At 66.7% G+C, this 19,651-nt stretch carries 14 protein-coding genes and 2 pseudogenes; 8 read left to right on the forward strand and 8 right to left on the reverse strand.

The window, feature by feature from the left end:
- The 6 genes and pseudogenes from DFQ15_RS15980 to DFQ15_RS16005 form a co-directional block, all read right to left on the reverse strand.
- Positions 1-515: pseudogene (locus tag DFQ15_RS15980) on the reverse strand (hypothetical protein); the annotation flags it as partial.
- A gap of 65 nt (positions 516-580) precedes the next feature.
- On the reverse strand, positions 581-1,399 hold the full coding sequence (locus DFQ15_RS15985; protein ID WP_110466934.1) for a putative hydro-lyase: 819 nt from the start codon (positions 1,397-1,399) through the stop codon (positions 581-583).
- Between the two features lie 344 nt (positions 1,400-1,743).
- Positions 1,744-2,658 carry a LysR family transcriptional regulator gene (locus DFQ15_RS15990; protein WP_110466935.1) on the reverse strand — a complete coding sequence of 305 codons (915 nt, stop codon included), beginning with the start codon at positions 2,656-2,658 and terminating at the stop codon, positions 1,744-1,746.
- A 79-nt stretch (positions 2,659-2,737) separates the two neighbouring features.
- On the reverse strand, positions 2,738-3,430 hold the full coding sequence (locus DFQ15_RS15995) for a DUF3334 family protein (protein WP_110466936.1): 693 nt from the start codon (positions 3,428-3,430) through the stop codon (positions 2,738-2,740).
- 40 nt (positions 3,431-3,470) lie between these two features.
- Entirely contained in the window at positions 3,471-3,719 is a 249-nt protein-coding gene (locus DFQ15_RS16000) for a DUF1272 domain-containing protein (protein WP_110466944.1), read from the reverse strand.
- Between the two features lie 68 nt (positions 3,720-3,787).
- Positions 3,788-4,471, reverse strand: a pseudogene (locus DFQ15_RS16005) (GntR family transcriptional regulator).
- 317 nt (positions 4,472-4,788) lie between these two features.
- Between DFQ15_RS16005 and DFQ15_RS16010 the strand changes: the two are divergent.
- The 7 genes from DFQ15_RS16010 (at position 4,789) to DFQ15_RS16040 (ending at position 14,533) form a co-directional block, all read left to right on the forward strand.
- Positions 4,789-5,523, forward strand: coding sequence for a DUF969 domain-containing protein (locus DFQ15_RS16010; protein WP_110466937.1), 735 nt, complete (start codon positions 4,789-4,791; stop codon positions 5,521-5,523).
- Between the two features lie 4 nt (positions 5,524-5,527).
- Positions 5,528-6,484, forward strand: coding sequence for a DUF979 domain-containing protein (locus DFQ15_RS16015; protein WP_110466945.1), 957 nt, complete (start codon positions 5,528-5,530; stop codon positions 6,482-6,484).
- 27 nt (positions 6,485-6,511) lie between these two features.
- A complete protein-coding gene (gene pcp / locus DFQ15_RS16020) occupies positions 6,512-7,186 on the forward strand; it encodes a pyroglutamyl-peptidase I (protein ID WP_110466938.1) in 675 nt (224 codons plus the stop codon).
- Between the two features lie 34 nt (positions 7,187-7,220).
- Complete coding sequence (locus DFQ15_RS16025) at positions 7,221-8,015, forward strand: LamB/YcsF family protein (protein ID WP_110466939.1); 795 nt, start codon at positions 7,221-7,223, stop codon at positions 8,013-8,015.
- Positions 8,015-9,622 (forward strand): 5-oxoprolinase subunit B/C family protein, encoded by a 1,608-nt coding sequence (locus DFQ15_RS16030; protein WP_110466946.1) that lies wholly within the window; start codon positions 8,015-8,017, stop codon positions 9,620-9,622. The genes DFQ15_RS16025 and DFQ15_RS16030 overlap by 1 nt, the downstream gene beginning before the upstream one ends.
- 166 nt (positions 9,623-9,788) lie before the next feature.
- On the forward strand, positions 9,789-11,525 hold the full coding sequence (locus tag DFQ15_RS16035; RefSeq protein WP_110466940.1) for an acetyl/propionyl/methylcrotonyl-CoA carboxylase subunit alpha: 1,737 nt from the start codon (positions 9,789-9,791) through the stop codon (positions 11,523-11,525).
- A 1,262-nt stretch (positions 11,526-12,787) separates the two neighbouring features.
- The gene (locus DFQ15_RS16040) at positions 12,788-14,533 is read left to right on the forward strand and encodes a glycoside hydrolase family 6 protein (protein ID WP_233504558.1); all 1,746 of its coding nucleotides are present in this window, start codon (positions 12,788-12,790) and stop codon (positions 14,531-14,533) included.
- 422 nt (positions 14,534-14,955) lie between these two features.
- Here the strand turns inward: DFQ15_RS16040 and DFQ15_RS16045 are convergent, their stop codons facing one another.
- Together DFQ15_RS16045 and clpB are read right to left on the reverse strand one after the other, a co-directional pair.
- Entirely contained in the window at positions 14,956-15,273 is a 318-nt protein-coding gene (locus DFQ15_RS16045; RefSeq protein ID WP_110466941.1) for a hypothetical protein, read from the reverse strand.
- Between the two features lie 126 nt (positions 15,274-15,399).
- Positions 15,400-17,988, reverse strand: coding sequence for an ATP-dependent chaperone ClpB (gene clpB, locus DFQ15_RS16050; protein WP_110466942.1), 2,589 nt, complete (start codon positions 17,986-17,988; stop codon positions 15,400-15,402).
- A 218-nt stretch (positions 17,989-18,206) separates the two neighbouring features.
- Here clpB and DFQ15_RS16055 point away from each other — a divergent pair, with 218 nt between their 5' ends.
- Positions 18,207-19,190 carry a Bug family tripartite tricarboxylate transporter substrate binding protein gene (locus DFQ15_RS16055; RefSeq protein WP_110466943.1) on the forward strand — a complete coding sequence of 328 codons (984 nt, stop codon included), beginning with the start codon at positions 18,207-18,209 and terminating at the stop codon, positions 19,188-19,190.
- Positions 19,191-19,651: the final 461 nt, after the last annotated feature.

Raw genomic sequence — 19,651 nt, forward strand, 5'->3', positions numbered from 1 at the left:
ACCTTCAGGCCCTTGAGGTCGGCCAGGCTCGCCACCGGCTTGCGGCAGAACAGCATCTGGCCCGAGAACGGATAGGTGGCGACCAGCCGGATGCCCAGGCGGAACAGCTCGCGGTTGACCACCGGCACCATCGCGTCGGCCACCTTGCGGGCCTGGCGGATGTCGGGGTTCATGCCGGCCAGGTCGAAGGCGTCCAGCAGCGGCACGTCGCCCGACACGGTGGTGAGCGGCGCGGCGGCGATGTCGACCTGGCCGGAGCGCACCAGGCGCAACACCTCGGGCCCGTTGACATTGCGCTCGGGCCAGGAGGACAGCACCACCTCGACCTTGCCGTCGGTGGCCTTGGCGATGCCGTCGCGCAGCAGCGGCTGATCGACCTTGGTGTACTGCGGCAGGTTGGGCGCGACCTGGGTGATCGCCTGGACCTTCTGCGCGGCGGCGGGGCCGGCCAGTGCGAGGCCGGCGGCGAGGGCCAGCAGACAGCGGCGTGCGGCGAGGTGCATGGATAGTGTCAAGGTCTTCTCCAGTAGTGCTTTTGGGAGGCGGGAAAAGGGAAACGACGGGTGGGGCGCGCGGTGGCTCAGAAGCTCGCCACGTCCCTGTCGAGCAAGTCCGTGACCAGCATGCAGCCGGGCGCATGGGTGATGCAGAGCGGCGGCCGGGCGGCCATCGCCACGGCCTGGGGCGTAACACCGCAGGCCCAGAACACCGGCAGCTCGTCGTCGCGGATCTCCACCGCGTCGCCGAAATCGGGCCGGGCCAGGTCGGCGATGCCGATCTGGCCCGGCAGGCCGATGTGCACCGGCGCGCCGTGGGCCGCCGGGTAGCGCGAGGTGACCTGCACCGCCCGGATCGTATGGGCCGGGGACATCGGCCGCATCGACACCACCATCGGGCCGTGGAACGGGCCGGCCGGTACCGTCTGCACGCTGGTGCGGTACATCGCCACGTTGCGCTGCTCGGCCACATGGCGCAGCGGCACGCCGGCTTCGATCAGCGCATGCTCGAACGAGAAAGAGCAACCGATCACGAAGCTGACCATGTCGTCCTGCCAGAGCAGCGCGATGTCGGTCGGCTCGTCGATCAGTACACCGTCGCGCCAGACGCGGTAGCGGGGCACGTCGTGCCGGATGTCGATGCCTCGGCCCAGCAGCGGCAGCGTAGGATCGCCCGGCTCCGACACCGCTAATAGCGGGCAGGAGCGCGGGTTGCGCTGGCAAAAGCGCAGGAAATCCTCGGCCAGCGCATGCGGCAGGATCATCAGGTTGCCCTGCACATGGCCGGGCGCCATGCCGGCGGTGTGGCCAGCGTGGCGACCGGAGCGGATCTCGGCGCGGGCGGCGGCCGCGCGGTTCGGGGTGCCGGCGAGCGGCGTTTGCGGGGTCAGGCAGGCGTTCATGCGAAGTACTGGAAGGCGAGCGTCGCGCAGCGCTGGGGCGATGCGAACGGGCAGTGCGCCGCATCCGGTGGGAGGCAGGCGAAATTGGGTGCGGCGAAGGCTTCGCCGCCCGGTCGGTGCCCGCGGCATGGGGGCTGCAGGCGAAAAAATCCGCGGTGGCGTTTGCCGGGGACAGGGATAGACATGGACCGCAGTGTTGATGCGCGACCTTGGTGGGTCAAGCGGGAAATTTCTACTCCGCCCGATTAGAAAATATCATGCACCGTGTTTATTCATAACACGCGCCAGGTTGGGGCGCCATACGCCCAAAAACAGGGCATACCCGCTATACAAGCACGAAGTTTCTATCGCACGAACGCGTCCGCACGGCTGCGCTGCATGAATGCTTGGCAGATGTCGCGCGACATCGCGACCAGTGCCTCGGCCAGCGGCGATGCCGGCTCCATCCGCACGCTGGCGACCAGGGGCAGCACGGCGGGCAGCGGCGCGACAGGCAGCAGCACCAGCAGCCCCTGCGCCAACTCCTCCTGGATCACTGCGGCCGGCAGCAGGGCGATGCCGAAGCCGGAGCGCACCAGGCCCACCATCGCGCCCAACGACGAGAAGTAGTTCACCCGCAGGTCCGGGCTGCCTGCGGTGTGCTGGGCGATGTTGCGATAGACGCTCGATTCGCGGTGAAACGAGATGATCGGATGCTTGGCGATGTCGGCGAAGCGCAGCGGCCCCGGCGGCAGGCAATGCGCCATCGCAGGGCTTGCCGTCCAGCGCATCGCGCACTGGGCCAGCCGGTGGTTGTCGACGAAGCCTGGCGTTACCTCTTCCGATGTCATCGCGCAGTCGAGCGTGCCGCGCAGCAATTCGTCGCGCAGCCGCGGCGTGATGTCGGAGACCAGCTCAAGGGTAACGTTGGGATAGCGCTCCGCGAACCGCGTGAGCAGGTCGGGCAGCCAGGTGTGCACCACCGTCTCGATCACGCCGATGCGCAGCACGCCCGAGAGGTTGCCGGTCTGCCCCACCGCGCCCAGCATGCGGCCCTGCAGCTCCACCATCCGCTCGGCATAGGGCAGCAGTTGCGAACCCTGGTAGGTGAGCGTGACGACCCGGTGCTCGCGCTCGAACAGCCGCACGCCGAATTGCTCTTCCAGCGTGGAGATGCGGCTGGAAATGCCGGCCTGCGTGGTGTGCAGCTTCTCGGCAGCACCCTTGAAGCTGCCCAGTCGGGCGACCCACGCGAAAGCTTCGAGAAAACGCACGTTCATGCGCGAAGTCTATGCCGCGCACCGCTGCGGCGCCTCGGGGTTCCACCCGGTCCGCGCTCCCACGGCCGGTCGTGCCGCCCTACATGCCGAGCGACTTGAGCAGGTCGTCGGTATCCGAATCGCCCGAGGACGACGGGGCCGGCGAGCCGGTGGACTGCGAGCCGCCGGCCTGCGCGATCAGCGCGTCCGGATCGGGTGTTTCCTGCGGCTCGAATTCGTAGAGCTTGATGAACTCGGTGCGGTCGATCGCCAGTTCGAGATAGAAGATGTGGTTGCTGGCGGTGTAGAAGGTGACGCGGCGCGCCTCGGGCTTGTCGAGATTGGCGTCGACGCTCAGCATCACCTGCTTGCTGAGCGCCAGCATCTTCGGCTGGTTCTGGGTGATGTGGGTCTGCAGCTCGCGCCGCACCTTGCCGGTGAAGTCGCCCACCACCTGGTTCATCAGCTCGCCCATCACGTTGCTCACCTCGTCCGAGGTGTAGGAACTGGCCAGGTCCTCCTGCCCCATGCCCATGCTGAGCAAATAACTTTGGTAGATCTCCATCGCCGCCTCTTTCGAGAAATTGATGATCACGAGCCCCGAGAACCCCCCGTCGAACAGCACGAAGCAGCCGATATCGGGCCGCAGGCAGGTCTTGCTGATGCGTTGCACCATGCCGGAGTAGTGGATCGGCTTCTGCGTAGCCACGCTGAGCACCCGCGTCACCGAGTTGCAGAGGCTGATCAGCAGGTCTTCGGTGCCGTAGACGATGGAAGGTTCTTGTGCGCTCATGGTGTGCGGTGGGGTGGAAACGGAGGTGTAGGAAAAGCGATCAGGCCGCCACGGCGCAACCCTGCGGCTTGCAGACGCGGGTGGTGGAGGCCGGATTGCGGGCCAGCCCGGACGTGGGCCGCCATGGGCGTGCGACCAGCACGCCGCCGCAGTTGGGGCAGGTGCCTGCCAGGCGCCGCTCGGCGCAGTCGTCGCAGAAGGTGCATTCGAAGGAGCAGATACGTGCACCGGGCGCATCGGGCGGCAGGTCGCGGTCGCAGCATTCGCATCCGGGGCGCATTTCGAGCATGGCGGTCACCTTGTCCAGGACTGGGGAAAAGGCGCAGTGTAGGGCCAGGGCCGCGCGCACATGCACCGCTACCGGTCGAAGCCGCCCGCGTCCGAGATGCGACGGGCGTACACCGCGAGCACGATTCGCTCGGAATTCACCAGGTAGTCCGTCAGTACCGCCGCACTCTCCTACAGCCGGCCGGCCTCGAACAGCTCGACGACCCTGACGTTCACGTCGACATAGGGCGCGTGCAGGAACTCAGGGTCGTTCAGCATGCCGAAGGCCAGCCGCAGCTCGGCCAGCACATGCGAGAACATGGTGTCGAGCCGCTTGCTGTCGGCCAGCTCGACGATCGCCATGTGGAACTCCATGTTGGCGGTGCCCACGCCCTGCCAGTCGCCCGCCGTGCGGCACTGCACCGCCGCCTCGACCGCCCGGCGCATGTGCTTGCGGGCCGGATGCCGCGGATAGGCCTGGGCCAGCGCCTGGCATTCGATCAGCCGCCGCACCCGATAGATGTCGATGATGGTCGCGATACTGGGGATCGCCACCGACACGCCGCGGTTGGGCGCATGCCGCACCAGCCCCTCCTGGGTGAGGATGCGAAACACCTCGCGCAGGGTGTTGCGGGAAATGTCCAGGCTTTCGCTCAACGCGGCCTCCGACAGCCGCTGGCCGGGCGAGAACTCACCCTTGACGATCTTCTGGCGGATCAGCTCGGCCGTGCGGTCGTTGAGGGTCTGCACGCTGGAAGAGGTTTCGGTCGACATGCTGGCCTGGTGGAGGGGGCGCCGCCGCGGCGCCGGTGCGGACCGGGGACAGGTGCCACAGCGATGCGGGGTTTGTAGCAGATCGGTCCCGCCGCACCACCGGTACCGCGGGTATGTACCGGCATGTGAGCGCTCCAAAGAGGGGCAAAATTGAAAGCTGCCGCACAATCTGGTGCATTTCGCCCCATCAATCGATTTTTTTGTTCAACAATCTTCCATTTCATGTAGAACTTCGTGGCACGTAATTTGCATCCTGCACAGGACCGGCAGCGCGATAACCACGGCTCCGGTCATCGCGTCTGCAACCAAGGAACATCATGGTCGGTGAAGTCAATCTATGGCCCCTCGTCGGGGTAGCCGTCATCGTGGCGGGGTTCATCCTACGCTTCAACCCGATGCTGGTGGTGATCGTCACCGCGATCGCCTCCGCCTTTGCCGCCGGGTTCCCGCTCGACCGGATCCTTTCCACCATCGGCACCGGTTTCGTCAAGACGCGCAACCTGCCGCTGATCATCCTGCTGCCGCTGGCCGTGATCGGCCTGCTGGAGCGGCACGGCCTGCGCCAGCATGCGCAGAACTGGATCGGCAGCATACGCTCGGCCACCGCGGGCCGCCTGCTGATCGTGTACCTGGCGGCGCGCCAGCTCACCGCCGCCATCGGCCTGACCAGCCTGGGCGGTCATCCGCAGATGGTGCGGCCGCTGCTGGCGCCGATGGCCGAGGGCGCGGCCGAGGCGCGCCACGGCAGGCTCTCGGACACGGTGCGCCACAAGCTGCGCGCCTTCTCCGCCGCCACCGACAACGTGGGCCTCTTCTTCGGCGAGGACATCTTCGTGGCCTTCGGCGCCATCGTGCTGATGACGACCTTCCTGCGCGAGGCGGGCATCGAGGTGGAGCCGATCCACGTCGCGCTGTGGGGCATTCCGACGGCCACCTGCGCCTTCCTGATCCACGGCTGGCGCCTGTACCGCCTCGACGCCGCGCTGGCGCGCGACATCGCCCGCGAAAGGGCCGCCGATGCGGCCGCGCTCCCGCCCCGTACCGGCGCCTGACGCCATGACGCTCACCATCCAGCATCTGTACTACCTGGTCGGCTTCGTGCTCGCGGTGACCGCCGCGATGACGCTGGCCGACAGGACCAACCCGCGCCGCTTCTCCAGCGCGCTCTTCTGGGGCCTGTACGCCCTGGTGTTCCTCGTCGGCGACCGGGTGCCGCCCCTGTGGGTGGGCGTGGGCGCCGTGGTGATGGCGTTGATCGCCGGCTTCGGCGGCGTCGGCTCCGGCCGGCACACGCCGCGTACCGACCAGGCGTACCTGGCCAGCGCCCGGCGCATGGGCAACAGGCTCTTCATCCCCGCACTGGCGATTCCGCTGATCACGATGGTCGGCACGCTGTCGGCCAAGCATCTGGCGGTCGGCGGCACGCCGCTGCTCGACCCGAAGAACACCACGCTGGTGAGCCTGGGCGTGGGCTGCGTGCTGTCGCTGGCGCTGGCCTGCTGGCTCACGCGGGAGACGCCGGTGCAGGGCCTGCGCGAATCGCGCCGCCTGACCGACGCGCTGGGCTGGGCCCTGGTGCTGCCGCAGATGCTGGGCATGCTGGGCCTGGTGTTTTCCGATGCCGGCGTGGGCAAGGCGGTGGCGCACATCACCACCACCTATATCGACATGGACCTGCGCTTCGTCGCAGTAGCGGTGTACGTCGTCGGCATGGCGCTCTTCACCGTCATCATGGGCAACGGCTTCGCGGCCTTCCCGGTGATGACCGGCGGCGTGGGCGTTCCGATCCTGGTGGGCGTGTACCACGGCGATCCGGCGGTGATGGCGGCCGTCGGCATGCTTTCGGGCTATTGCGGCACGCTGCTGACGCCGATGGCGGCCAACTTCAACATCGTGCCGGCGGCGCTGCTGGAGCTGCCCGACAAGAACGCGGTGATCCGGGTGCAAATCCCGACGGCGCTCACGCTGCTGCTGGTCAACGTGTTCCTGCTCGAGTTCCTGATGTTCCGTTGAGAAAAAACAAAGAAGAAAGGCCCGCCCTTGTCAGATCCGTCGCGCTTCCCGAATGTCCTGCTCGCCGGCTTCGAGCCCTTCGACACCGACCCGGTCAACCCCTCGTGGGAGGTGGCCCGTAGGCTCGACGGCTGGCAGCATGCGGGCGCCACGGTGCGCGGCGTGCAGCTGCCCTGCGTCTTCGGTAACGCGCTGGAGGCGCTGGACGCGGCCATCGCCCGCTGGCAGCCGGTGCTGGTCGTCTGTATCGGCCTGGCCGGCGGCCGCACCGAGATTTCGCCCGAGCGGGTCGCGATCAACATCGACGACGCCCGCATCCCCGACAACGCCGGCCGCCAGCCGATCGATGCGCCGGTGATCGCGGGTGCGCCGGCCGCGTACTTCTCGACCTTGCCGATCAAGGCCATCGTGCACGACCTGCGCGCCGCCGGCCTGCCGGCCCGCGTGTCGAACAGCGCCGGCACCTTCGTCTGCAACCATGTCTTCTACGCGCTGATGCACCGGCTGGCGCAGCAGTCCGCGGACGGCACGCCGGTGCGCGGCGGCTTCGTGCACCTGCCCTGGCTGCCCGAGCAGGCGGCGCGCCACCCCGGCGCGCCCAGCATGGCGCTGGAGACGCAGGCCCAGGCCTTGCGTCAGGTGATCGCCACCGCTTTTGCCGTGCGGCACGACGTGCGCGAGACCGACGGCGCTCTGCACTGACCGCGCCCCTTCCCCACATTCCTGGAGAACACACATGCAAATGGACCTGAACAGCGACCTGGGCGAGAGCTTCGGCGCGTGGCGAATGGGCGACGACGCCACCATGCTGGGCATCGTCAGCAGCGCCAACGTGGCCTGCGGCTTCCATGCGGGCGACCCGGCCGGCGTGCTGCGCACCGTGCGCCAGGCCGCGGCTCTCCAGGTCGCGGTGGGCGCCCATGTGGCCTACCCCGACCTGGCCGGCTTCGGCCGCCGCAACATGGACATCGAAAGCGCCGACCTGGTCGCCGGCGTGATCTACCAGATCGGGGCGCTGCAGGGCCTGGCCGCCGCGGCCGGCACCGCGGTGCGCTACGTCAAGCCGCACGGCGCGCTCTACAACACCATCGCCCACGACGCGCGGCAGGCGCAGGACGTGATCGCCGCGATCCGCGCGGTCGATGCGAGCCTGACGCTGGTCGCCCTCGCCGGTTCGCCGCTGATCGGCTGGGCACAGGAGGCCGGCCTGACGGTGGTGGCCGAGGCCTTCGCCGACCGGGCCTACACGCCGGGCGGCGCCCTCGTCTCCCGCCGCGAGGCCGGGGCGGTATTGCACGACACCACCCTGATCGCCGACCGCATGCTGCGCCTGGTGCAGGACGGCACGGTCGAAGCCATCGACGGAAGCACCGTGCGGCTGCGGGCCGACTCGATCTGCGTGCACGGCGACAGCCCCGGCGCGGTCGAGATCGCACGCCGGGTGCGCGAGCGGCTGACGCAGGCCGGCGTCGCCATCGCGCCCTTCGCGAATGCTGCGAATGTCGCAGCTCTTACTCCGGCCACGCCATGATGCGGTTCCTTCCCGTCAACCATGGCGCGCTCCTGGTCGAGCTGGACGACCTGGAGCAGACGCTGGCGCTGCTCGCCTCGCTCGAAGCGGACCCGATCGCCGGCGTCGAGGAACTGGTGCCCGCGGCCCGCACCCTGCTCGTCTCGTTCCGCCCCGCCGCCTGCACGATGGAATCGCTGGTGCAGGCGATCGCGGGCCGAGACGTGACCGCCCGTGCTGTCCGCGACGGCACGCTGGTGCGGATTCCGGTGCACTACGACGGCGAGGACATCGCCGAGGTCGCCGCGCTGATGGGCATCGCGCCCGAGGAGCTGGTGCGCCGCCACACCGGCAGCGTCTACTCGGTCGCCTTCACCGGCTTCGCTCCCGGCTTCGCCTACCTCACCGGCGGCGACCCGAGCTTCGACGACATGCCCCGCCGCAAGACCCCGCGCACCCGCATCCCCGCCGGCGCGGTGGGCCTGGCCGGCAGCTTCAGCGGCGTCTATCCGCAGGCCAGCCCGGGCGGCTGGCAGATCATCGGCACCACGCCGATCGCGATGTGGGACATCGCGCGCGCGGTGCCGGCGCTGCTGCAGCCAGGCTTTCGGGTGCAGTTCGTGGATATCGCCACGCTGCCCGTGACCGAGCGCGGGCAGTGGAACGCACCGGCAGCCACCGCGCCCGCCACGGCACCGGCCGACACCGGCGCTTGCGCGCTGGAAGTGGTCGCCCCCGGCCTGCAGACCCTGTTCCAGGACCGCGGCCGCCACGGCCAGGCCGGCCAGGGCGTCTCAGCCTCGGGCGCGATGGACCAGGCCGCACTCAAATCGGCCAACCGGCTGGTGGGCAACCCGTCGGACAGCGCCTGCCTGGAGACGGTCAACGGCGGCCTGGCACTGCGCAGCCGCGGCGAGACCGTGGTGGCCGTCACCGGCGCCGACGCGCCGCTGACGGTCACCGATGCCGTCGGTCGCCATTGGCCCGTCGCACGCTACCGCCCGATCGCGCTGGCCGACGGCGACACGCTCACCGTCGGCGAGCCGCATTCCGGCATGCGCTGCTATGTGGCGGCGCGCGGCGGCTTCGCCATCGCACCGGTGCTGGGTAGTTGCTCCACCGACACCCTGGCCCGCGTCGGCCCGCCGACGCTGTCCGCGGGCGACGTGCTGCCGCTGCGGCCGGTCGCGCACGGCGCCGTCGTCGGTGCGCAGGAAGTGCCGCTCGCCGACCTGCCGCAGCCCGGTGCGGTGGTCGAGCTCGACATCGTGCTGGGCCCGCGCACCGACTGGTTCACGCCCGCCGCCGTCGACCTTCTCTGCCGCCAGGAGTGGACGGTGACGCCCCAGTCCAGCCGCGTCGGCATCCGCCTGGCGGGCGACATGCCGCTGGAGCGCGCCGTCAACCGGGAACTGCCGAGCGAAGGCACCGCCCTCGGGGCGATCCAGGTCCCCGCCAGCGGCCAGCCAGTGCTATTCCTTGCCGACCACCCGCTTACCGGCGGCTACCCGGTGATAGGCGCCGTGGCGCCCTACCACCTGGACCGCGCGGGGCAGATTCCGGTCAATGCACGCGTGCGTTTTCGGACGCTGGGCGCGTTCGCCCCGACGACCGTTACAACCGCCTGACGGCACCACTCCACCAACCCATCCGCATCACCATGAAGAAAGTCCTGATCGCCAACCGCGGCGAAAACGGCTGCGCAGCAGACGTTTCGCCACAACGCCGTGCCTGCACAGCAGGCTGCGGCGATCTCGCCGCACGACGCCCGCACGCGGCACCGAGGGTCGCACCATGAAGAAAGTCCTGATCGCCAACCGCGGCGAGATCGCCGTCCGCATCGCGCGCGCCTGTGCCGACTACGACGTGCAATCGGTCGCCGTCTATGCCGATGCGGACCTGGGCGCGCTGCACACCCGCATGGCCGACGAGGCCTACGGGCTCGACGGCGACCGGCCGGCCGACACCTACCTGCACATCGAGAAGCTGCTGGCCGTCGCCCGCCGCAGCGGTGCGGACGCGGTGCACCCGGGCTACGGGTTCCTGTCGGAAAGCGCGGCCTTCGCGCAGGCCGTCGTCGACGCGGGCCTAGCCTGGATCGGCCCGTCGCCCACGGCCATCGCGCGGCTGGGCGACAAGGTCGAGGCGCGCAAGATCGCGCTGAAGGTGGGGGCGCCGCTGGTGGCCGGCATGTCGGAGCCGGCCCGGGACGCGGCCGAGGTGCTGGCCTTCGCCGAGCAGCACGGCCTGCCGATCATCATCAAGGCGGCCTTCGGCGGCGGCGGCCGCGGCATGAAGGTGGCGTGGCGGATGGACGAGGTGGCGGAGCTGTACGCCTCGGCAGTGCGCGAGGCGGTCACCGCCTTCGGCCGCGGCGAATGCTTCGTCGAGCAGTTCCTCGACAAGCCGCGCCACATCGAGGCGCAGGTGCTGGCCGACACCCACGGCACGGTGCGGGTGCTGGGTACGCGCGACTGCTCGCTGCAGCGGCGCAACCAGAAGCTGGTGGAAGAGGCCCCCGCCCCCTTCCTCACCGACGCGCAGCGCGCCCGCATCCACCAGGCCGCGCACGACATCTGCGCCGAGGCCGGCTACACCAGCGCCGGGACCGTCGAGTTCCTGCTGAGCGGCAGTGGCGCCATCTCGTTCCTGGAGGTGAACACCCGCCTGCAGGTGGAGCATCCGGTCACCGAGCAGACCACCGGCATCGACCTGGTGGTGGAGCAGCTGCGCATTGCCGACGGGCATGCGCTGGCGGTGGAAGACACCACCACGCCGCGTGGCCACAGCATCGAGTTCCGGATCAACGCCGAGGATGTGGGCCGCGGCTTCCTGCCAACGCCCGGGCCGGTGGTCGTCTTCTCGCCGCCCTCGGGCCCGGGCGTGCGGGTCGACAGCGGCGTGGAGTCGGGCTCGACCGTGCCCGGAAACTTCGATTCGCTGATGGCCAAGCTGATCGTCACCGGCGCCACCCGCGAGCAGGCGCTGGCTCGCGCGCGCCGGGCGCTGAAGGAGTTCACGATCGAGGGCGTGGCCTCGGTCCTACCCTTCCACCGAGCGGTGCTCGACCAGCCCGACTTCATCGGCGCGGATGGCTTCAAGGTCCACACCCGCTGGATCGAAACCGACTTCGCCGCCCCCCTGGCCGCCGCCGCGCGCGCCGAACCGCAGCCGGACACGGCACTGCACCGCATGCCGATGGAGATCGACGGTCGCCTGGTGACCGTCGGCCTGCCGATGGCGCTGCTGCGCGGCCTGCAGGGCGCCGCCGGCGGTGCCGGTGCGGCCACCGCCGCCGGCGACGCCGCCCCCGAAAGAGACCCGCGCACCGTATCCGCCCCCACCGCCGGCAACCTGCACGCCTGGAAGGTGGCCGACGGCGACAACGTGGCCGAGGGCGACCTGATCGCGGTGATGGAGGCGATGAAGATGGAGATGCAGGTGCTGGCCCACCGCAGCGGGCGGATCGCCCTGGTCGCCGCCACCGGCAGCTATCAGGCAGCGGGCGCTGCGCTGGCGACCATCGGCTAGTCGCTCCATGTCTTAGAGCGCGTTATGCACTTCGATGTGCCCGCGAAAGCCGGGGAGAGGCCCGGCTGCCGCCTTGCAGTCAGCTTGCGGTATCCCTACCGCGGCGCGTCCTGCACCTTCGCCGGGCCTCTCCCGGCTTTACCTAAAGAGGGTCCGGCAGGCAGGCGCTCGCGGCGTTGCGGCCCTTGCCGAGGCACGCGCCTCGGGCGGCGGCCCGCGCCATGCTATCGCCCGGCTGCGGGACCCACGTAAGTACGTCGAAGTGCATAACCCGCTCCAGCCAATGTTTCACATAGAGCGAGAAATTACATTCTCCGTGCGACGACCCGACACACGCGCTTCGCTCCTTCACCGCTGGAGGTACCCACGACCGGTAACTGCCGGCGAGAGCGAGATGTAATAAGCGATCGTTCCAGGAACCCTCGGACCACCAGCTTGCCGAGTAACGACGTAAGCGCCCTGTTATCTTGAAAGCCACCTGGCAGCAAATCTGCGAGCTGTGATCCGTCAGTGACCTCAGAGTCGCAATCAAGTCAGTCCTCAAGCAAGAGCGCAAATATGTGGCGTGGCTGTTCAAGAAATTTCACACCCGCCGGACCGGACAGGACGTCGAAGCCCTCCGGTAGATCGTTCTGCCCAAAAATTAACGCGTCATGTGCGGGTAGTTGGCAGTGGGCAGGCAGTTCAACGGCCCGTCAATCGACTTGAACGCGGCTGCCGATGGTGCCACCGCCCGCAGCTCTTTCTAGACTCTCCGTCCCTTCGTCGCAAAAACGCCAACTGAATCGTTTCAAAGCCGCAGGATGAGCGGCTGAGAAAAATTCACGGGCATCGCCCGGTACGTGACGGAGCAGGTGCAATTGACACACGAGCTGCACATACAGCTGGGCTGACAAGCGCTTCACCCGCGAGGCGGCGTGTACAAATATTTAAGCCATTGATTTCAAAAGAAAATTTTTGCTTAAATTTCAGGCGCCTCTTGGTGAATCAAGGACTTACGTTGATTCCGCAACAAAGCACTGTGCACTCATCGCAAACATAAACATAGACGAACATTTCGCGCAACCAGGTTTGTGTAACAAAGCTGCACCGACCCAAAGTCGATCGAGACACCCTTGCCTCGGCCACTGTTATGCCCATACATTACAGACAACTTTTCAAGGAGGTGATTCAGAAGACAATTCAATACTACCAAGCTACCCCAGCCATTCATGAGACGAAGGAACATCCCATGGATAGGCCAGTAAAAAAACGCAAAAAATATGACCATGAAAAACGCAAAAATTACCCGGAAAAATTTCAAACGCGCCCTGCCTGTTTCATTATTTACCATAGGCCTGCTCTCTACATCGCATGTTTACGCTCAAAGCCATGTGAACAATCCGTTCACCGGCGCGACTAATTACCTCAACCCAGACTATGCGGCAAATGTCGATTCTTCGATTGCGAAGATCAGCGATACATCGCTGAAAGCAAAAATGGCGGTCGTAAAGACTTATCCAACCTTCGTGTGGCTTGACTCGATCGGTGCGATCTACGGCGGCGATAACAACGCAGGCCTGCTCGGCCTGAGAAATCATCTGGATGCCGCGCTAGCGCAAAAAAAATCGGACACCCCCATCACAGTAGGATTTGTTATTTACGACATTCCTGGACGCGACTGTCATGCGTTAGCCTCCAATGGCGAACTGCCCTTGACCCAGGATGGGATTACCCGTTATAAAAATGAATATATCGACCCAATCGCGAAAATTTTTGCAGATCCAAAATACAAAGATATTCGCATCGTCAACGTTATCGAGCCTGATAGCTTGCCGAATCTCGTAACCAACTTGAGTACAGAGCGCTGCGCCCAGGCAAATTCCACAGGAATATACAAAGAGGGTGTAAAGTACGCAATCAACAAGCTCCACGAGATCCCGAACGTATACGGTTATCTCGATATTGGTCATTCCGGCTGGTTGGGCTGGGACAACAATCGGAATGCGGCCATTGCTCTATATACACAGTTCGTGCAAGACACTACGGCAGGTCTTTCCAGCATAGATGGCTTTGCCACAAATACGGCGAATACGACACCGATAACCGAACCAAATCTACCCAACTCCGACCTGAATGTCGGCGGGCGACCCATTAAACAATCCAAATTCTACGAGTGGAATCCTTACTTCGACGAATCTCACTATGTGCAAGCACTATACAATGGCTTTGTTTCCTCAGGCTGGCCAAGTAGTATTGGATTCATCAGTGATACTAGTCGTAACGGCTGGGGCGGGCCCAATCGGCCAACGTCCGCCAGAGGGAACGACACCGACACTTATGTTAACTCAGGGCGTATAGATACTCGTTTTCATCGAGGCAACTGGTGCAATCAGAGCGGGGCAGGCATTGGCATCCGTCCGACTGTATCCCCAGCAGAACATGTGCATGCCTATGTATTTATTAAAGAACCTGGAGTATCGGATGGTTCTAGCAAATACATTCCGAACAATCAAGGCAAAGGCTTTGACGGCATGTGCGATCCTGCATATACCACACCGGATGGTGTATTGACAGGCGCACTGCCTGACGCCCCGATCTCTGGCGCATGGTTCCACAATCAATTCGTCATGCTGATCCAGAATGCCTATCCGGCAATCAGTAGCAGCGGTTCTCCGGCTCCGGCTCCGGCTCCGGCTCCGGCTCCGGCTCCGGCTCCGGCTCCGACCCCGGCTCCTCCACCACCTCCGGCTCCGCCTCCAAGCTCCCCGGGCGACGCCAGCTTCAGCACCCGGGTCAGCGTCACCAGCGACTGGAATGCCGGCTATTGCGAGCGCGTGCAGGTCACCAATACCGGCACCACCTCAGGAAACTGGTCAGTCACCCAGACGATCAGCGGCAAGATCAACAACTTGTGGAATGCCAATTGGACTCAGTCCGGCAGCACGCTCAGTGCCACCGGCCTGGACTGGAACAAGACTCTGGCGCCCAGCGCCACGGTTGAGTTCGGCTTCTGCGCCGCCCGTTGATCTGGCGCGATTCGGTTGATGTCACACGGTCACCGCGCACTTCATGGTGACCACGAACGGCAGCGTCTGGCGACGCTGCCGTTCACACTGATCGGCCGCGCCGGACGGCGCGCGCGTCCCGCGCCGACGTCGCTGGTGGGCGGCGATTCCTGGACTCCGTTTTCAGCGCGGATGTAGGGCTGACCCACCGCGCCAAAGAAAAGTGCCCCTTCCTTACATGCATGATCAGCACATCGCAGCGCTGTTTATGCAGGTTTCCTCGGAGCGAGTTATGCACTGCGACGTGCCCGGGAAAGCCGGGCAGAGGCCCGGCGGCAAGGCACAGGACACGTCGCGGTATGGATACCGCAAGCGGACTGCAACGCGGCAGCCGGACCTCTGTCCGGCTTTCCCGAAGGGTGTTTCAAAGTGCATATCACGCTCTAACGCCGAACAGGCAACTCCCGCGCTTCCACATCGGTTACTTCCCCATCGACCACGTCCTTGCGCGCAGAAGAGGCACCGCGCGGCGACCACCGACCTGCGCTGCTGAAGGCTTGCTTGAACCGCGTCCCAGGGTCGAACCCCATGTGCCAGGCCGGCACCGGCTTGCCGGCGATACGCGCCCAGATCCGGCGCACGCCCCAGACCGACAGCAGCACCGCCGCCATGAACAGCAGGCACACGGCCAGCACGGCGGCCATGGCGACCAGCGCCAGCCGAAGCAGAAAACGGACGACGCCCGCGATGAAGTTGTCCAAACCTGTCCTTTCCTTGCAAATCGAGGGGCATGGTGTGCGCCCCGTGTGTCACGCGGTGCTGCGGCCGGCGCCTGTCCGTCGGAAGCAGGGCCGGCGCAGACAGACACGGCGCGCGCCGGGCGGGCTTCAGCCGAAGACGAAGACTCCGGGATTCAGCACCGGGTCCACGTCCACCGGAATCGTGTCCTTCGGCGCGAACCGGCCTTCCAACAGAAGCTTCGACAACGGATTTTCGATCCTTTGCTGGATCGCGCGCTTCAATGGCCGTGCGCCGAATACGGGATCGAAGCCCACCTTCGCAATTTCGGCCAAGGCTGCGGGCGACACCTGCAGCAACAGGTCGAGCTTGGCCAGCCGCTGCTCCAGCGTCTTCAGCTGGATCGCCGCGATCGATTCGATGTTCTTCGCATCGAGCGCATGGAATACCACCGTCTCGTCGATCCGATTCAAAAATTCGGGCCGGAAGTGGTTCTTCAGCTCGTCCGACACCGCGTCCTTGATGTCCTGACCGGGCCGGCCCACCATCGCCTGGATGATCGGCGAGCCGATGTTGCTGGTCATCACGATCACCGTGTTCTTGAAGTTGACCGTGCGGCCCTGGCCGTCGGTCAGCCGGCCGTCGTCGAGCACCTGCAGGAGGATGTTGAAGACGTCCGGATGCGCCTTCTCCACCTCGTCGAGCAACATCACGCTGTAGGGCTTGCGCCGCACCGCCTCGGTCAGGTAGCCGCCCTCTTCGTAGCCCACGTAGCCGGGCGGCGCGCCGATCAGCCGGGCGACCGAATGCTTCTCCATGAATTCGCTCATGTCGATGCGGATCAGGTGGTCTTCGCTGTCGAACAGGAAGCCCGCCAGCGCCTTGCACAGCTCGGTCTTGCCGACGCCGGTGGGGCCCAGGAACAGGAAGCTGCCGGTCGGCCGGTTCGGGTCCGACAGGCCCGAGCGCGAGCGGCGGATCGCGTTGGCCACCGCGCCGATCGCCTCGTCCTGGCCCACCACCCGCTCGTGCAGCTTGTCTTCCATCTGCAGCAGTTTTTCGCGCTCGCCCTGCAGCATCTTGCTGACCGGAATGCCGGTGGCGCGCGACACGACTTCGGCGATTTCTTCCGCACCGACCTGGGTGCGCAGCAGCCTGTGCGGTCGGGGCGCGCCGCCGCTCACCGCCTCGGTGCCTTCGGCAGCCTTCAGGCGCTTTTCCAGCTCGGGCAGCTTGCCGTACTGCAGTTCGGCCGCCTTGTTGAAGTCGCCCTTGCGGGTGTACTCCTCGATCTGGAAACGGGTACGGTCGATCTCCTCCATCACGTCCTTGGAGCCCAGCGCCTCGGCCTTCTCGGCCTGCCAGATCTCGTCGAAATCGGCGATCTCTTTCTGCAGCTTGCCGATCTCTTCCTCGATCAGGCCGAAGCGCTTCTGCGACGACTCGTCCTTTTCGCGGCGGACCGCCTCGCGCTCGATCTGCAGCTGGATCAGCCGGCGATCGAGGCGGTCCATCACCTCGGGCTTCGAGTCCATCTCGATCTTGATCTTGGCCGCGGCCTCGTCGATCAGGTCGATCGCCTTGTCGGGCAGGAAGCGGTCGGTGATGTAGCGGTCTGAGAGTTCCGCCGCAGCGACGATCGCCGGGTCGGTGATCTGCACGCCGTGGTGGGCCTCGTACTTTTCCTGCAGGCCGCGCAGGATCGCGATGGTGGCCTCGACGCTCGGCTCGCCCACCAGGATTTTCTGGAAGCGGCGCTCCAGCGCGGCGTCCTTCTCGATGAACTTGCGGTACTCGTCGAGCGTGGTGGCGCCCACGCAGTGCAGCTCGCCGCGGGCGAGCGCGGGCTTCAACATGTTGCCCGCATCCATCGCGCCCTCGCCCTTGCCGGCGCCGACCATGGTGTGCAGCTCGTCGATGAAGACGATGGTCTGGCCCTCGTCCTTGGCCAGTTCTTTCAGCACGCCCTTCAGGCGTTCCTCGAACTCGCCGCGGTACTTGGCGCCGGCCAGCAGCGCGGCCATGTCGAGCGACAGCACCCGCTTGCCCTTCAGCGAATCGGGCACCTCGCCTGCCACGATGCGCTGGGCCAGGCCCTCGACGATCGCGGTCTTGCCGACGCCCGGCTCGCCGATCAGCACCGGGTTGTTCTTGCTGCGCCGCTGCAGCACCTGGATCGCGCGGCGGATCTCGTCGTCGCGGCCGATCACCGGATCGAGCTTGCCGATGCGGGCGCGCTCCGTCAGGTCGAGGGTGTACTTCTTCAGGGCCTCGCGCTGGCCCTCTGCATCGGCGTTGTCGACGCTCTGGCCGCCGCGCACCGCGTCGATCGCCGACTCCAGGCTCTTGCGGGTCAGGCCGTTGGCACGCGCCAGATCGCCGATGTCGCCCTTGGCATCGGCCAGCGCCAGCAGGAACAGCTCGCCGGCGATGAACTGGTCGCCGCGCTTCAAGGCCTCGCGCTCGGTGGCCTGCATCAGGCTGCCCAGGTCGCGGCCCAGGCTCACGTCCTGGCCCTGGACCTGCGGCAGCTTCCTGATCGCCGCGTCGGCCCCGACGGCGAGCCCGGCCAGGTTGACGCCGGCGCGCTGCAGCAGCGCGCGCGGGCCGTCGTCCTGCCGCAGCATCGCGGCCAGCAGGTGCACCGGCTCGATATAGGCGTTGTCGTGGGTCAGGGCCAGGCTTTGGGCGTCGGCCAGGGCTTCCTGGAACTTGGTGGTGAGTTTGTCTTGTCGCATGAAAGTAAAAACCTCCGGTTACCGCGGCAGATGGGGCTGGGCGCAGGTGATTCAAGCGTCGGCGCCGGCCGGTGCAGGCCGCGGCGGCGAAGGTGGGCCCTGGCTGAGGTCAGGGGCAGCGGCGCAATACGGTGTTTTCCACCTGCCGCGCCGCACGGCCGCGGCATCAAAATTGCACACCCGGGCCACCTGCCACTTCTTGCCTCTGGAGTTACCGCATGTTCTCTCCGCAACGACGCGCCCTGGTGCGCCCCCTGCTCGGCGCACTGGCGCTGGGTGCGTGCTGCCTGACGGGCGGCCTGGCGCAGGCCCAGACACCGGTCCGGCTGCTGGTGGGATTCCCGCCGGGCGGCGGCACCGACGCCATCGCCCGCACCCTGGCCGAGAAGTTGGGCCCGCTGCTCGGCAGCCCGGTGATCGTCGAGAACCGCGCCGGCGCCGGCGGCCAGATCGCCGCCCAGGCCCTGAAGGCCGCGCCGGCCGACGGCCATGTCTTCTTCGTGACACACGACCACACCCTCTCGGTGCTGCCCCAGGTGGTGAAGAACCCGGGCTTCGACCCTGCTAAGGATTTCGTGCCGGTGGCGGGCTTCGCCACCTTCGCCAACGCCCTGGCCGTCTCGGGCGGCACGCCGGCCAGGACGTTCACCGAATACGTCGCCTGGGTGAAGTCGCAGGGCGGCAAGAGCAGCGTCGGCATCCCGGCGCCGGCCAGCACGCCCGAGTTCATGGTGAAGCTGGCGGCCAATACCTACCAGCTGGACCTGCAGTCGGTGCCGTACCGCGGCAGCGCGCCGATGCTGGCCGACATGCTGGGCGGCCAGATCGCCGCGGGCATCGGCTCGGTGCCCGATTTCATCGAGAACCAGAAGGCCGGCAAGCTACGAATCGTGGCGGTGGTGGGCGACAAGCGCCAGGCGCTGCTGCCCGACGTGCCCACGTTCGCCGAGCTGGGGCTGCCGGGTCTGGAGGACATGCCGTACTACGGCGTGTTCGCGCCGGCGGGGACGCCGCAGGCGGTGCTCGACAAATTTTCGGCCTCGCTGGCGCAGGTGCTGGCGCAGCAGGAAGTGCGGGATCGGTTCACCGGGCTGGGGTTGGCGGTGCAGTACATGCCGCAGGCCGCGTTCGCTGCGCGGGAGAAGGCTTACACGCAGGCTTGGGGGCGGATCATCAAGTCTTCTGGGTTTCAGCCGCAGTGATGGAGGTGGTGGCCGGAGTGCTTCGAACGCTTGTTGGAGGCGATGGCTGTTTGTAGCTGCGCTGCCCGTCTCGAGTGCGGAGGCGGGGATTTCGCCCCGCGGGCGAGTCCCTTTCTTTGCTTCGCCAAAGAAAGGAACCGAAGAAAGGCGACCCCGCCGCGGCGGTCCGCCTGCGCCGGACTGTTCTGCGGTGCTCGCGGTCGGCGGGGTCCCGCTCGAACTCGCTGCGCTCAAACAGTCGCGGGCCCTGATCCGCCGCCCGCTACGCGCCTCGACGCCGCAGAGCGGCGGAGATCGGGAGCGGGGTCCACACGGGCCATCGCCGCGCTCGGCCCGGGTTCCTTCGCTTCGCTCGGCTCGGGGTCGCTTCGATCGATTCGAGGCACCTCGGGTCGGGGAGCGGTCGGGAGTTGAGCACGGTCCCGACGTGCATGCCGCGACCGACTGACACCCACACGACG

Origin of the sequence: Xylophilus ampelinus, assembly GCF_003217575.1 — a bacterium.
Classification (GTDB): Bacteria; Pseudomonadota; Gammaproteobacteria; order Burkholderiales; family Burkholderiaceae_C; genus Xylophilus; species Xylophilus ampelinus.

What these genes read in the sequence shown, in the direction of transcription:
- DFQ15_RS15990 (WP_110466935.1), bottom strand. Translation starts at nt 2,658, where the DNA reads ATGAACGTGCGTTTTCTCGAAGCTTTCGCGTGGGTCGCCCGACTGGGC.
- DFQ15_RS16030 (WP_110466946.1), top strand. Translation starts at nt 8,015, where the DNA reads ATGCGGTTCCTTCCCGTCAACCATGGCGCGCTCCTGGTCGAGCTGGAC.
- DFQ15_RS16010 (WP_110466937.1), top strand. Translation starts at nt 4,789, where the DNA reads ATGGTCGGTGAAGTCAATCTATGGCCCCTCGTCGGGGTAGCCGTCATC.
- DFQ15_RS16040 (WP_233504558.1), top strand. Translation starts at nt 12,788, where the DNA reads ATGACCATGAAAAACGCAAAAATTACCCGGAAAAATTTCAAACGCGCC.
- DFQ15_RS15985 (WP_110466934.1), bottom strand. Translation starts at nt 1,399, where the DNA reads ATGAACGCCTGCCTGACCCCGCAAACGCCGCTCGCCGGCACCCCGAAC.
- DFQ15_RS16000 (WP_110466944.1), bottom strand. Translation starts at nt 3,719, where the DNA reads ATGCTCGAAATGCGCCCCGGATGCGAATGCTGCGACCGCGACCTGCCG.
- DFQ15_RS16015 (WP_110466945.1), top strand. Translation starts at nt 5,528, where the DNA reads ATGACGCTCACCATCCAGCATCTGTACTACCTGGTCGGCTTCGTGCTC.
- DFQ15_RS16035 (WP_110466940.1), top strand. Translation starts at nt 9,789, where the DNA reads ATGAAGAAAGTCCTGATCGCCAACCGCGGCGAGATCGCCGTCCGCATC.
- clpB (WP_110466942.1), bottom strand. Translation starts at nt 17,988, where the DNA reads ATGCGACAAGACAAACTCACCACCAAGTTCCAGGAAGCCCTGGCCGAC.
- DFQ15_RS16025 (WP_110466939.1), top strand. Translation starts at nt 7,221, where the DNA reads ATGCAAATGGACCTGAACAGCGACCTGGGCGAGAGCTTCGGCGCGTGG.
- DFQ15_RS15995 (WP_110466936.1), bottom strand. Translation starts at nt 3,430, where the DNA reads ATGAGCGCACAAGAACCTTCCATCGTCTACGGCACCGAAGACCTGCTG.
- DFQ15_RS16055 (WP_110466943.1), top strand. Translation starts at nt 18,207, where the DNA reads ATGTTCTCTCCGCAACGACGCGCCCTGGTGCGCCCCCTGCTCGGCGCA.